The organism is Rhodopseudomonas palustris, from assembly GCF_003591005.1.
Lineage (GTDB): Bacteria > Pseudomonadota > Alphaproteobacteria > Rhizobiales > Xanthobacteraceae > Rhodopseudomonas > Rhodopseudomonas palustris_K.
Map to the genome: position 1 here is coordinate 18,808 of NZ_QYYD01000003.1, position 13,407 is coordinate 32,214.

General features: G+C 66.4%; 11 protein-coding genes. 5 read left to right on the forward strand and 6 right to left on the reverse strand.

The genetic code is table 11. The features are described 5' to 3' along the window. Positions 1-74 precede the first annotated feature (74 nt). Complete coding sequence (locus tag D4Q52_RS03515; RefSeq protein WP_119855173.1) at positions 75-2,804, forward strand: hybrid sensor histidine kinase/response regulator; 2,730 nt, start codon at positions 75-77, stop codon at positions 2,802-2,804. A gap of 15 nt (positions 2,805-2,819) precedes the next feature. Here the strand turns inward: D4Q52_RS03515 and D4Q52_RS03520 are convergent, their stop codons facing one another. From D4Q52_RS03520 to D4Q52_RS03530, 3 genes are read right to left on the reverse strand one after another with little or no spacing between them, the layout of a single operon-like run. Next, positions 2,820-3,359: a cytochrome b gene (locus tag D4Q52_RS03520; protein WP_119855174.1), complete on the reverse strand. Its 540-nt coding sequence runs from the start codon at positions 3,357-3,359 to the stop codon at positions 2,820-2,822. 28 nt (positions 3,360-3,387) lie between these two features. Then, on the reverse strand, positions 3,388-3,834 hold the full coding sequence (locus D4Q52_RS03525) for a hypothetical protein (protein WP_119855175.1): 447 nt from the start codon (positions 3,832-3,834) through the stop codon (positions 3,388-3,390). Beyond that, positions 3,831-4,307 carry a MarR family winged helix-turn-helix transcriptional regulator gene (locus D4Q52_RS03530; protein ID WP_119855176.1) on the reverse strand — a complete coding sequence of 159 codons (477 nt, stop codon included), beginning with the start codon at positions 4,305-4,307 and terminating at the stop codon, positions 3,831-3,833. The genes D4Q52_RS03525 and D4Q52_RS03530 overlap by 4 nt, the downstream gene beginning before the upstream one ends. A gap of 309 nt (positions 4,308-4,616) precedes the next feature. Between D4Q52_RS03530 and D4Q52_RS03535 the strand changes: the two genes are divergently transcribed. Then, positions 4,617-6,233, forward strand: coding sequence for a sensor histidine kinase (locus D4Q52_RS03535; protein WP_119855177.1), 1,617 nt, complete (start codon positions 4,617-4,619; stop codon positions 6,231-6,233). Positions 6,234-6,545: 312 nt separating this feature from the next. Here D4Q52_RS03535 and D4Q52_RS03540 read toward each other — a convergent pair whose 3' ends face one another. After that, a complete protein-coding gene (locus tag D4Q52_RS03540; protein ID WP_119855178.1) occupies positions 6,546-9,344 on the reverse strand; it encodes a [protein-PII] uridylyltransferase in 2,799 nt (932 codons plus the stop codon). A 159-nt stretch (positions 9,345-9,503) separates the two neighbouring features. Between D4Q52_RS03540 and D4Q52_RS03545 the strand changes: the two genes are divergently transcribed. The 3 genes from D4Q52_RS03545 (at position 9,504) to mutT (ending at position 12,028) form a co-directional block, all read left to right on the forward strand. After that, complete coding sequence (locus D4Q52_RS03545; protein WP_119855179.1) at positions 9,504-10,013, forward strand: OsmC family protein; 510 nt, start codon at positions 9,504-9,506, stop codon at positions 10,011-10,013. 268 nt (positions 10,014-10,281) lie between these two features. Next, the gene (argJ, locus tag D4Q52_RS03550; RefSeq protein WP_119855180.1) at positions 10,282-11,523 is read left to right on the forward strand and encodes a bifunctional glutamate N-acetyltransferase/amino-acid acetyltransferase ArgJ; all 1,242 of its coding nucleotides are present in this window, start codon (positions 10,282-10,284) and stop codon (positions 11,521-11,523) included. A 91-nt stretch (positions 11,524-11,614) separates the two neighbouring features. Next, positions 11,615-12,028 (forward strand): 8-oxo-dGTP diphosphatase MutT, encoded by a 414-nt coding sequence (gene mutT / locus D4Q52_RS03555; protein ID WP_182915224.1) that lies wholly within the window; start codon positions 11,615-11,617, stop codon positions 12,026-12,028. 120 nt (positions 12,029-12,148) lie between these two features. Here the strand turns inward: mutT and D4Q52_RS03560 are convergent, their stop codons facing one another. Both D4Q52_RS03560 and D4Q52_RS03565 read right to left on the reverse strand, forming a co-directional pair. Next, on the reverse strand, positions 12,149-12,982 hold the full coding sequence (locus D4Q52_RS03560; protein WP_119855181.1) for a methyltransferase domain-containing protein: 834 nt from the start codon (positions 12,980-12,982) through the stop codon (positions 12,149-12,151). 43 nt (positions 12,983-13,025) lie between these two features. Then, on the reverse strand, positions 13,026-13,325 hold the full coding sequence (locus D4Q52_RS03565; RefSeq protein ID WP_119855182.1) for a hypothetical protein: 300 nt from the start codon (positions 13,323-13,325) through the stop codon (positions 13,026-13,028). Positions 13,326-13,407 lie beyond the last annotated feature (82 nt).

Consider the following 13,407-nt stretch of genomic DNA (forward strand, 5'->3'; position numbering starts at 1 on the left):
TAAGTCTGCCTTAGTGGCGCACGGCGCCGCGTTCCGGTAGGTTGCGGACTTCCCCGACATCAGGAGGCCGGACGATGCGTTTGTCGGTGCGCCTGATGCTGGCGATGACGGCGCTGGTGTTATGCACGGTGGCGGCGCTCGGCCTGCTCTCCTACGCCAATATCGGGCACGCGATGGTGCCGGCCGGCATTCAGCGCCTCGCGGATCAAACCAAGGCGCGGATCGGCGGCATCGACGCGTTGCTCAGTACAGTGCGCAATGAAACGCTTGCGGCTCGGACGTTTCCGTCGCACCAGCGGATCCAGCGCGCGCAGGCCAGCGGCGGCATCGATCCGCAGGACGGCTTGGCGGAGGAGTCGGCACGGCGCACGCTCGCCGAGATCTATGCCGGGCAGATGACGGCCAAGCCCGGCATTTTGCGCTATCGCTACATCGGCGTTGCCGATGGTGGGCGGGAGCTGGTTCGGGTCGATCGCAACACCTCTGATCGCTCGCCGCGCATCGTGTCGGCGGCCGAATTGCGGCGGCTCGGTCACGAAGAGTTCTTTCGCCGCGGCATCGCGCTGGCCGAGCGCGAGGTCGAAATGACGTGGACCAGGGGCGATCCGGCGGATGCAACGACTGCGGCGCCGGTGGTGATCTTTGCGACGCCTGTCCGTACGGCCGCCAATGAGCCGTTCGGGCTGATCGTGCTCGAGGTCGATATGCGTCCGACCTTCGAGCGCATTCGGGCCGCGCTGAGCGAAGACACGCGATCCTACATTGTCGACGGCGACGGGCCGTATCTGGCCAATCTGCGCGAGGGCCGCATCGTACCGACCTATGCGGCCGGCCGCTGGCAGGACGATTTCCCGGCCCTGGCGGCGGCGCTTGGTAACAAGAACGGCGCGGCCGCCGTGCTCACTGCGCCCGACGGGCTGCGCGTCGCGGCAGTGATCGGCCTGGTCCGCTTTCCCAACGGCATGCGTGCGGGCGTGATCGAAACCATCGCGTTCGACACCATCATGGCGCCCGCGAAAGCGCTGCAGAGCGCCAGCCTGATCGTCGCGCTGGTCGCCGGCCTGGTGGCCGTGCTGGTCTCGGTGCTGCTGTCGCGCTCACTGGCCAGGCCCGTGGTGCAACTCACCGCCGCGGTGGAGCAGTTCGCACACACCGGACAGATCGCGGTGCCTCGCGGGCTGAGCGGCGAGACGCTGCGGCTCGCCACGGCGTTCGAGCACATGACGTCGGAGATCGACAGCGCCACCGAGGCGCTACGCGCCAAATCTGAGCAGCTCGACAAGATCATCGCCAGCATGGCCGACGCGGTCGCGGTGATCGACGGCAATGGCAATCGCGTGTTCGCCAATCCTCGCTGCCTCGCACTGTTCGGCGAGGCGGCCGAAATCGGCTCGGACCAGTGGAGCAGCAAATACAAGCGGTTCAAGGCCGACGGCGTGACGCCGATGCCCGATGACGACAGCCCGTCGTCGCGGGCACGCCGCGGCGAGAGCTTCGACAATGTCGATCTCGGGATCCGCCAGGGCGACGACGCGCCGCTGATCCAGCTCGTCGCCAGCGCCCGACCGATCGAGAACCCCGACGGCAGCTTCGGCGGCGCCGTCATCGTGTATCGCGACATCACCGCGCTCAAGGAAGCCGAGCGGCAACTGCGTCAGGCGCAGAAAATGCAGGCGATCGGCCAACTCACCGGCGGTGTCGCCCATGATCTCAACAACATCCTCACGGTGCTGACCGGCGGCATCGAAATCCTCACCGAGGGCGTCAGTGATCGGCCAGCCCTCAAGGAGGTGGCGCTGATGGTCGATCAGGCGGTGGCGCGTGCCAGCGATCTCACCAACGGCCTGCTGTCCTTCGCCCGCAAGCAGCCACTGCAGCCGCGCAGCATCGACGTCAACGCGCTGATGGAGGAAACCGCGCGGCTGCTCCGCTCGACCTTCAGCGGCACGATCGAGATCGATTTTCGCCCGGCGCCCGGCTTGTGGCCGGCGTTGGCCGATCCGTCACAGCTGTCGAGCGCGCTGCTCAACCTCGCCATCAATGCGCGCGACGCCATGCCGGGCGGCGGGCGCTTGCTGCTGGAGACCGCCAACGTCAATCTCGACAAGGTGTATGCCGAGCAGCATGACGAGGTCACGCCGGGGTGCTACGTCGTCCTGGTTATCACCGACACCGGCACCGGTATCCCGGCCTCGATCCGCGACCGCGTGTTCGAGCCGTTCTTCACCACCAAGGCGGTCGGCGAAGGCACCGGGCTCGGGCTCAGCATGGTGTACGGATTCGTCAAGCAGTCGGGCGGTCACATCGAAATCCACAGCCAGGAAGGCACCGGGACTGCGATCCGGCTGTATTTGCCGTCGGCTTCTGCGCAGGGTAGCGCCGCCACTGTGCCGGCGCCGGCCGCGCAAGGCGGCCGCGAAGCGATCCTGGTGGTCGAGGACGACGTGCTGGTACGCAGCTACGTGCTGACCGATCTGGCGGCGCTCGGCTACACCACACATGCGGCCGCCAGCGCCGCCCAGGCGATGGCGATGGTCTACGACGAGATCGAGTTCGATCTGCTGTTCACCGACGTGATGTTGGGCGGTGCGATCAACGGCGCGCAACTCGCCGATGAGCTGCGCAAGTATCGGCCGCACCTCAAGGTGCTGTTTACATCGGGCTACGGCGACAGGGTTCTCGAGCAGCAGAGCGTTGGCGCGCAGGGTGCCCCGCTGCTTGAGAAACCGTATCGCCGCGCCGATCTCGCACGCATGTTGCGGCTCGCACTTGACGGTCCGGTGGGGCGTAACAGCCGGTCGTGATCGACCCGCGGCAGCTCAATGCGTGAACCACATCCGCCGCAGCATTCCGTCGCGACGGATATAGTGATGGTACAGGGCAGCCGCGATGTGAAATGTCAGCAGGCCGACCAGCAGCCGCGCACCCAGGCCATGCGGCACGCGCGGCCGATAGCGCCAGAAGTCGGGGAGTGCCGCAGGGTCGGCTCCGAACACGATCGGAACGGCGCCGCTTCGCAGCATCATGCCGATGCCGCTCGCGACCATCCCGAGCAGCACGACATACAGCAGCAGGTGCACGACGCGCGCGGCGCTCTCCCGCAACCCGCCCGGGACATCGGGCAGCGGATCCGGTTTGAGGTCGAAGCCGAGCCACCACGCAATCCGCAGCGCCGTGAGCACCAGTACCAATGCGGCGATCGGCAGATGGATACGCAACGCGGCAGCTTTTGCGGCGACGTCGTCAGTCCCGGCGGCCCCGAAACCTGAAACCAGCAGGACGAGGATCAGGATCGCGCTGAGCCAATGGATCGAGACCGCGACGAAGCCGTAGCGATCTGGAGTGCTTTCTGGTGTCACGGCTGCTCTCCCTGCCTGTCAGGTGGAGTCAGGCCCGCGCCGGTGCGAAGCGGCGGGTCAGCCGGAAGCCGTCGCGGATGTTGAGGCCGAGCAGCGCCAGGTTGATCGCGCCTGCGACGAGCTCGATCGCCTGCACCACAATGAAGCTCTGGTCGAACTGACCGGCGGCGGCGCGTTGCTGCAGAAAGATTGCGCATGGGATCAGAACGACGATGCCGTTGATGGCGATGATCGGCATCCGCCTGCGTTTGCGGACGATGTCGGGATGGGGCGACTTGCCGCCGAGCTTGAAGCCGGTGGCACCGGCGAGGGCGATCGACGGCACCAGCAACAGCAGTCCTTGCACGATCGCGAGCTTGACAGCCGCGATCGTCGCGACATCGCCCTGGATCTCGGAAACGATGGTAGACAGCCAGAAGCTGAGAATGGTGAAAAAGGCGATGAACCCCGCCACCGGGTGAATCTTCTTGATCATTCCGGGTTTCCTTGTTGCGAGTGATCGTCCAGCCGCGTCCGCAGAGCGGCCAGGTTGTCGGTAGTCTTGCGGATATCGCGTGACCCGAGCTCGCCAGCCAAAGCTTCGGCAATCGGCTGCCACAGCTCGGTCGCACGGGAAAAGGCGCGCTGGCCGCGCGGGGTCATCACCACCAGCTTGGCGCGCTTGTGCGCCGGATTGGGTTCGAAGCCGACCAGGCCGGCTTCGGCGAGTTCGTCGACGATGCGCTGAACCGACTGCCGGGCCAGGCCCATATTGTCCGCCAGCCGCGCCACAGAGAACGTCCCGCCGCCATGCGCGATCGAGCCCAACACCTGCCACCGCGCGCTGGTGAGGCCGAGCGGCTTGACCAGCGCGTCACCGATCCGAATCAGCGCGCCATTGAGCCGGAAAACTTCCAGCACCAACGCGTTAGTCGGGTGGTCGAATGGGGGCAACTGACCTTTTGACATGACAGCATGCTGTCGAATTGACAGAGTGCTGTCAAGAGGCGCGGTTCCGCGTTCTGCGTGGTCCGCCGTCACAACGCGCAAGCTGGCCGGCGACCCGAAACACCTCCCGGTCGCTCTGGCATGTCATGCGTCGATCCGGGTCGAGCGGTCGCCGGGAATGGACCGGCCGGCCGCTGGCGCGCAGGCTGCATGGTCAGGCGAATCGGCTGAGCTAGAAGCCTTGCGACGCCTGGCGGCCGTTGCGAATAGCACTTGTCGGTCTTCCGGGATCGGCTAAAAGGCCGCTAACAAACGCCTGTTGGAGTTCCGTTGGAACCGCCGGATTACACATTCGATCGCGAGAGGCTCGCGGCTCTGTCCCGGTTCGCGGTTCTCGACACGCCGCCCGAGCAGGGATTCGACGACATCGTCGAACTGACGACCCTGATCTGCGAGACGCCGGTAGCGCTGGTCAGCCTGGTGACGCACGACCGGCAGTGGTTCAAGGCGCGGATCGGGTTCGACGAATGCCAGACCGATCTGAACAGCTCGGTATGCGCCCACGCGTTGATAGAACCCGATCTCCTGGTGGTACCCGACCTCGCGGCCGATGAGCGATCGCGAGATAATCCGCTCGTCACCGGCGAGCCGTTCATCCGGTTCTATGCCGGTGCCCCGCTACGCACCGCCGATGGCCATGTGCTGGGCAGCCTGTGCGCGATCGATACACGGCCGCGGCCGAACGGCCTGTCTGCCGCGCAGGCAAGCGCGCTGCGCGTTCTCGGTCGCCAAGTGGTCGCGCAGTTGGAATTGCGCCGCGCGGTGGCGCAGCGCGACAGCCTGCTGATCGAACAGAAGGAAGCCGAGATCCGGCGCAACGGTCTGCTCGAGATCGGCGACCGGCTCCGTGACGCCGCCAGCATCGGCGATGTCACCCGGGCCGCGACGGCGGTGATCGGCCAGACCCTCAGGGTCGGCCGTGCCGCGTTCGGCCGGTTCGATGAGACCGGCGCATTCGTCGACATCGAGCCGGACTGGACCGCTCCGGGCGTGCAGTCGGCCGCCGGGCGTCACCGCATCGCCGAATACGGCGACAAGCTGCTCGACGGCGTGCTGCGCGGCGAGATGTTGGTGATCGGGGACGTCACGACGGATCCGGCGACGGCGAGCTACACCGAACCACTGCTGCGGCTGGATATCCGCTCATTGGTCAACGTGCCGGTGATCGATCACGGCCGCACCGTGGCGATGCTGATTGTTCACGCCGGTGAGCCGCGAAGCTGGCCGCCCGAGACGCTGACCTATCTGCGCAACATCGCCGACCGTATCGAGATGGGCGCGGCGCGGCTTCGCGCCGAGGCGCAGCAGCGGGTGCTCAACGACGAACTCAGCCATCGCATGAAGAACACCATGGCGCTGGTGCAGGCGGTGGCGTCGCAGACGTTGAAGAACGTGCCTGATCAAACCCCGGTTCGGGCATTTTCCGACCGGCTGATGGCGCTCAGTATGGCGCACGACGTGCTGCTGCAACAGGACTGGCGGCCCGCCCAGGTCGTCAGCATCGTCGAGGCCGCGATCTGCAGCTTCGACGATGCCGGACGGTTCGACATTGCGGGCGAGTGGGTGACGCTGGGCTCGCGTGCGACGCTGTCGCTGTCGTTGCTGCTGCACGAACTCACCACCAACGCCGTCAAATACGGGGCGCTGTCGAACGACAGCGGCCGGGTCGAGATCGCCTGGGCGATCGAGCCGGACGGTGACGGCGAGGTGTTCCGCATGCGCTGGCGCGAGACCGGAGGCCCGGAGGTCGCACCGCCGACTCGCCAGGGTTTCGGCTCGCGGCTCTTGAAGATGGGCTTGGCCGGCACCGGCGGCGCACGCGTGACCTATCACCAATCCGGCGTCGAGGCCGATTTCGTCGCGCCGCTCGCCGAATTGCAGAAGTAAGCGCCCACTGTGGGAGCCGACCTTATGGCCGGGCTTGTCCCGGCCATCCATGCCTTTTGATGCATTTCCTTCTGCAAGGCGTAGATGCCCGGCACAAGGCCGGGCATGACGACTTAAGAGCAAAGTACTCGATTGCTTCGAGTGCATTTGCGGTCCCGCTCTGAGGAGCGGCGAAGCCAGCGCTCGAAAGTTGGCGCCACGCAGCACCAGCGGCGCATGGATCGAAACGGCGCACCGCGCCCCTCTCCATGAGGCCGTGCTGGGTCGCGACACCGCCTTGCCGGTTCCGATCCTATTAGTAGCAGAGCCGCACTAGGCCGCCGGCTTCCGCTCAGCGTCGCCGTTGGCCAGCAAGTGCACCAGCGCGCGTTTGATCGCGGCTTGCCGGGTCGGCGCGGTGATCTGTGCGCCGAGCAGGTCGGTGACGTAGAACACGTCGCGGGCGCGCTCGCCGAAGGTGGCGACGTGCGCCGAAGCGATGTTGAGGTTGAGCTTCGAGATCGCCGTGGTCAGTTGATACAGCAGGCCGGGGCGGTCGAGACCCGAGACCTCGATCACCGTGTAGCGGTCCGACCAGTTGTTGTTGATCGAGACTTCCGGCTCGACCACGAAGGCGCGCAGCTTGGTCTTGCCAGTGGTGGCGCGGCGCGCCACGGCTTCGGGCAGCCGCAGCTTGCCTTCCAGCACCTCCTCAATCATCTCGCCGATCCGGGTGGCTCTGCGGCCCTCGTCCTCGTCGCGGTCGTATTCGCGGCTGATCGAGATGGTGTCGAGCGCGCGGCCGTCGGTGGTGGTGTAGATCTGGGCGTCGACGATGTTGGCGCCCGCCGACGCGCAGGCGCCGGCGATCACCGACAGCAGCCAGGGATGGTCGACCGCCAGGATGGTGAGTTCGGTGACGCCGCGGGCCTCGTCGAAGCCGACATTGATCGCCAGCTTGTGGCCGGCCTGTTCTGAGGCACGCAGGAAGCGGGCGTGGCGGATCTTGCGCGGCAGTTCGACCTTGAGCCAGTAAGCCGGGTAGTGCCGCGCCACATAGGCGTTGAGCTCGTCTTCGGGCCATTCGGTGAAGGCGGCGCGGAATTCGGCCTGCGCGCTGCGGATGCGCTCGGCGCGATTGACCTCGGAGAAGCCGCCGGTCAGCACCGGCTCGGTCTCGTAGTACAAGGTGCGGATCAGCTGCGCCTTCCAGCCGTTCCAGACGCCGGGACCGACGCCGCGAATGTCCGCGGTGGTGAGGATCGTGAGCAGCTTCATCTGCTCGACCGACTCGACTACGGCGGCAAAGTTTTCGATGGTCTTGCGGTCGGACAGATCGCGCGACTGCGCCACCGTCGACATCACCAGATGCTTGTCGATCAGCCAGGCGATCAGTTCAGTGTCGGCCGCATTAAAGCCGAGCCGCGGACACAGCCGCCGCGCGATTCGCGCGCCGGCGACCGAGTGATCCTCCGGCTGGCCCTTGGCGATGTCGTGCAACAGCACCGCGACATACAACACGGCGCGGTGGTCGGGACGGATCTTGCGGATCAGGTCGGACGACAGAATGAACTCGTCGTTACCGCCGCGCTCGATCTCCTGCAGATTGCCGACGCAGCGGATCAGGTGCTCGTCGACCGTGTAGCTGTGATACATGTTGAACTGCATCATCGAGACGATGCGGCCGAATGCGCGGATGAAGCGGCCGAGCACGCCGGTCTCGTTCATCCGGCGCAGCACCGGCTCGGCGTTGTCCGAGGTCAGGATCTCGATGAACAGCTTGTTGGCTTCGGGATTGTCGCGCAGCTGCGGATTGATCAGCGCCAGCGAGCGCGTCACCGAGCGCATCGCGTCGGGATGGAACGCGAGGTTGTTCTTCTGCGCCAGCCGGAAGATCCGGATCAGGTTGACCGGATCGTGCTTGAACACGTCCGGCATCGCGCAATTGATGCGGTTGTTGTCGATGACGAAATCGTCGGACTCCGGCACGCGGCGGCGCGTCGTGCCGGGGCGCAGCCGCGCCATCATCCGGGTCAGCGCCGGCGCCGGCTTGGCCTGCTGATCTTCCAGCTTGGCGCACAGGATCGCGGTGAGGTTGCCGACTTCCTTGGCGATCAGGAAGTAGTGCTTCATGAAGCGCTCGACGTCCTGCATGCCCGGATGCGAGGTGTAGCCGAGCCGCACGCCGATCTCGCGCTGCAGATCGAACGACAACCGCTCCTCGGGTCGCCGCGTCACAAAGTGCAGATTGCAGCGCACCGACCACAGAAAATCCTCACAGCGGCGGAAGGTGCGAAATTCCACCGGATCGAACACCCCGCGTGCAAGTAATTCGCTGGTCTCGCGGACGCGGTAGACGTATTTGGCAATCCAGAACAACGTGTGCAGGTCGCGTAGTCCGCCTTTGCCGTCCTTGACGTTGGGTTCGACCAGATAGCGCGATTGGCCGGAGCGGCGATGCCGCTCCTCGCGCTCGGCGAGCTTGGCGGTGACGAACTCGGCGGCGGTGCCTTCGACCACTTCCTTGTCGAAGCGTGAAACCAGCTCGGCGTACAGCGCGTCGTCGCCGGCGAGGAAGCGGGTTTCGAGGATCGCGGTGCGGATCGTCATGTCGGCGCGCGCCTGACGGATACACTCGTCGACCGAGCGCGTCGCGTGGCCGACCTTCAGGCCGATGTCCCACAGCGAGTACAGCACCACTTCGGCGACCTGTTCGCCCCAGGCGGTCTGCTTGTAGGGCAGGATGAACAACAGATCGATGTCGGACTCCGGCGCCATCAGGCCGCGGCCATAGCCGCCGGTCGCCACCACCGACATCCGCTCCGAGCTCGACGGCGTCGGCGAGTTGTACAGATACTTGGTGGCCGCCATGAACAGCAGCCGGATGATCTCGTCCTGGACGTGGCACAGCCGTTCGGCGCAGCGCCGGCCATGGCGATCGCGCAAAAGCTGCGCTTCGGCCTCGGCGCGCGCGGTTGCCAGTTCGGCCTTCATCAATTGCGCCAGCGCGGTGCGGAAGAGCTGGTCGTTGCCGGCGTGCTGCTCCGCCAATCCGGCGATCGCGGCGGAGATCCGCTGGGTATCGAACCGCTCGTCGGCGGCCGGCTTCGAAGCTGTGGCAACTTTGTCCATGACGATCCCGGATATCGGACGCCGCGGATGCTGTCACGAAATTCCGCGTGATCAGCTGCGCCTGCCCGGGTCCGGTCCGGCCGGACGGACGTCAGGCGAGGTGACAGCCGGCGAATTCGGGCATTAGATACCCAAAAATCGCAAAACGGGAGGGAGACCATGGACGCAGCCACGTTGCGCGCCACGCAGGCGCCACTGAAGGAACGCTTCAAATCGGACCCGGCCGCGGCGCTGATCACGCTGCGGGCCAATGGCGCGGTCGACGGCGATAGCATCGCCTGCAAGCTCGAGACCGGGCGCGGACTGGCCACAGCCGGGCTGCATCCTTCGGCCGGTGGCTCAGGCGGCGATTTGTGCTCCGGCGACATGCTGCTGGAAGCGCTGGTAGCGTGTGCCGGAGTGACGCTGAAAGCCGTCGCCACCGCGCTCGAGTTGCCACTGAGCGTGGCCCGCGTCAGCGCCGAAGGCGATCTCGACGTGCGCGGCGCGCTCGGCATCGACAAGGAGGCCCCGGTCGGCTTCCGTGAAATCCGGCTGCGCTTCGAGGTCGGCACCGACGCGCCGCAGGACAAGCTCGATCTGCTGCTGAAGCTCACCGAGCGCTATTGCGTCGTGTATCAGACCATCAAGAATGGCCCGAAGGTCTCGGTCGCGCTCGAGCGGGTGTAAGCACTCGGCGTTTTTCGCAACGTCCCTCTCCCCACGTCGTCCCCGCGCAGGCGGGGCCCATACGCCGCAGCCTCTCGATAAGAGCGGTGCGGTCGAGGCCCTGCGTCAATCGGCAGGACAGGGGTTTATGGGTCCCCGCCTGCGCGGGGACGACTCGTGGCGCGGCAGTGGCTGCGATCGGAATTTTTCTTCTCAATGCCATGCGGCTGTGAGACAGGGGTGGGGCTCCGCGCCGCGGGGCTCCACTGAACCTGCCGAAAGCGCTCCGATGTCCAGCTCCGTTTCGCCGCTCGCGCCCACCAACGTTCCCACGCTGCCGGACCTTGCCGGCGTTCGCCTCGGCACAGCCGCGGCCGGCATCCGCTACAAGGGGCGCACCGACGTGCTGCTGGTCGCGCTCGATCCGGGCACCACGGTTGCGGGCGTGTTCACCAAATCGAAGTGCCCGTCGGCGCCGGTCGAATGGTGCCGCGACAAGCTGAAGGGCGGCACCGCGCGGGTGCTGGTGGTCAATTCCGGCAACGCCAACGCCTTCACGGGGAAGAACGGCCGGCAATCGACCGCGCTGACCGCCTCGATCGCCGCCAAGGCGATCGGCTGCAAGACCGACGAAGTCTTCCTCGCTTCAACCGGCGTGATCGGCGAACCGCTCGACGCCACCAAGTTCGACGGCGTGCTCGGCAAGCTCGCCGAGACCGCCGAGCCAGGCCACTGGATGGACGCCGCCAAGGCGATCATGACCACCGACACTTTCCCAAAGGTGGCGACCAAGACGGTGAAGATCGGCACCACCAAGGTCACCATCAACGGCATGGCCAAAGGCGCCGGCATGATCGCGCCCGACATGGCGACGATGCTGTCGTTCATCTTCACCGACGCGCCGCTGTCCGCCTCGTGCCTGCAGGCGCTGCTGAAGGCCGGCGTCGCTGATACATTCAATGCCGTGACCATCGACGGCGACACCTCGACCTCCGACACGCTGCTGGCGTTCGCGACCGGCGCCGCTGCCAAAGCCGGCGCGCCGAAGATTTCACGAGCCTCGGACCCGCGGCTGAAGGCGTTCGTGAAAGCGTTCAACGCCGTGTTGGCCGATCTCGCCGAGCAGGTCGCGCGAGACGGCGAGGGTGCCCGCAAGCTCGTCGAGATCGTGGTCGAGGGCGCGAAAACACCGGCCTCGGCCCGCAAGATCGCGATGTCGATCGCCAACTCGCCGCTGGTGAAAACCGCGATCGCCGGCGAGGATGCCAATTGGGGCCGCGTGGTGATGGCGGTCGGCAAGGCCGGCGAGCCGGCCGACCGCGACAAGCTCTCGATCTCGTTCAACGGTATCCGCGTCGCGAAGGCCGGCGCGCGCGATCCGTCTTACGACGAGAAGGAAGTCTCGGCCGCGATGAAGAAGCCCGAGATTCAGATCAAAGTCGCGCTGGGCCTCGGCAAGGGGCGTGATCGCGTGCTGACCTGCGACCTGACCAAGGAATACGTCGCGATCAATGGTGATTACCGGTCGTGAGTTTCACGCACAAACTTTCAACGTCATTCCGGGCCGGCGCCAGAAGCGCGTCGAAGACGCGCGTGAACGCGCTTTCGAGGCGCGTCCCGGAATGACAAAATCTGTGAACCTCCTTCTCGTCGTCGCCGTCGCGCTGATCGATGCTGATAATCGCGTGCTGATCGCGCAGCGGCCCAAGCACAAGCAGCTCGGCGGGCTGTGGGAGTTTCCCGGCGGTAAGCTCGATCCCGGGGAGCGGCCGGAGGCGGCGCTGATCCGTGAGCTCGACGAGGAACTCGGCATCACGGTGAAGGAAGCCTGCCTGGCGCCGCTGACCTTCGCCAGCCACGCTTATGAGACTTTCCATCTGCTGATGCCGCTGTATGTGTGCCGGCGCTGGGACGGCCAGGTGATGCCGCGCGAAGGCCAGGAGCTCGCCTGGGTCCGCGCCAACAAACTCCGTGACTACCCGATGCCGCCGGCGGACATCCCGCTGATCCCGCCGCTGGTCGAATTGTTGATGTAGGACGAACCGTAGCCCGCATGAGCGAAGCGACATGCGGGCCTGCAACAACCCGCATATCGCTTCGCTCATGCGGGCTACACACCCTGACGATTTAGCATCCGCTCCTCGTCAGAGAACGAACTACTTCGGCATCAGCCCCTTCACCGCTTGCTCCAGGCTTGCCTTCGCCGAGCCCGGCTTCAGCGGCTGCTGCTGGCTTTCGTGCGGCGACCAGCCGGACAGCCAGATGATCTCGAAGGTGGCGCGGATGCGGCCGTCGGGGTCGCTGAAGCGCTCGGCGTAGATCTGGGCCATGCGGGTCAGCGTGGCGCGGCGCAGCGGGGTCTTGCGGCGTTCGACCAGCACATTGGTGGCGCCCATCCGGCGCAAATCCTGCATCAGTGCGAAGGCGTGGTCGTAGCGCACCACGACGCGGTCGACATCGGTGACCGGCAGCGCGAAGCCGGCGCGTTGCAGCAGCGCGCCGAGGTCGCGCAGGTCGGCGGCCGGCGCAACGCGCGGCGACACGCCGCCTTCGACCTCGGCCTCGGCGACCGAGAAGGCTTCGCGCAGCTCCATCAGCGTGTCGCCGCCGGTCAGCGCCGCCAGCAGCAGCCCGTCGGGCTTCAGCGCGCGGCGGATCTGCGCCAGCACGCCCGGCAGGTCGTTGGCGAATTGCAGCGCCAGCGCCGATACCACCAGATCGAGCGACCCCGGCGCGAGCCCGAGCGCCTCGTCGCCTGCGGCATCGAGGTCGACATGCTGGATCGACGGGAAGCGCCCCGGCGGCAGCGCCGCGCCGGGCGTCCAGACGTCGGCGACTTGCCTGAAGTCGCGCAACACGGCGTGCAGCCGGTCGTCCATCTCCTCGGTGACGCGGTCGAGCAAGAAACTCTCGGGGCCGGAGAGGCGGGCGCGAGCCTGACGCTCGGCGAGCAGGCGGCGGTCGAACAGGATGGGGGCGACGTCGGTCATGGCCGGCAGGTGGGGAGCATGATGGCCATCGGCAATGGTCGTCTCAGTTCAGCTTGGCGGCGGCAGCCGGGCCCTTCGAGGCCTCGAACATCTTCAGCACGGCGTCGAGCGCGTTGCGCAAATGCAGCGCGCCGGCCTGGCTGCAGCGCAGCCGGCCGGCGGTGACGAACTTCACTTCGACGCTGCCGTCCGGCAGCGGATTGAGCGTGCGCATGGCCAGTTCGATCTCGACATTGTTGGCCATCACGCCATGCGCCGGCGCGATGTCGAAATAGACGTGCGGGGCGCCCGGCAGATCGACATACGTGATGTTATCGCTGGTCTTGTCGTCTCGATCGGACATCTGCGCTCTCCTGCGTGCGGCGGGGCCCCCTTGTGCGACATTCGGGCGCCGGACACTACCCGGTTTGTCAGCCTTGACGGCG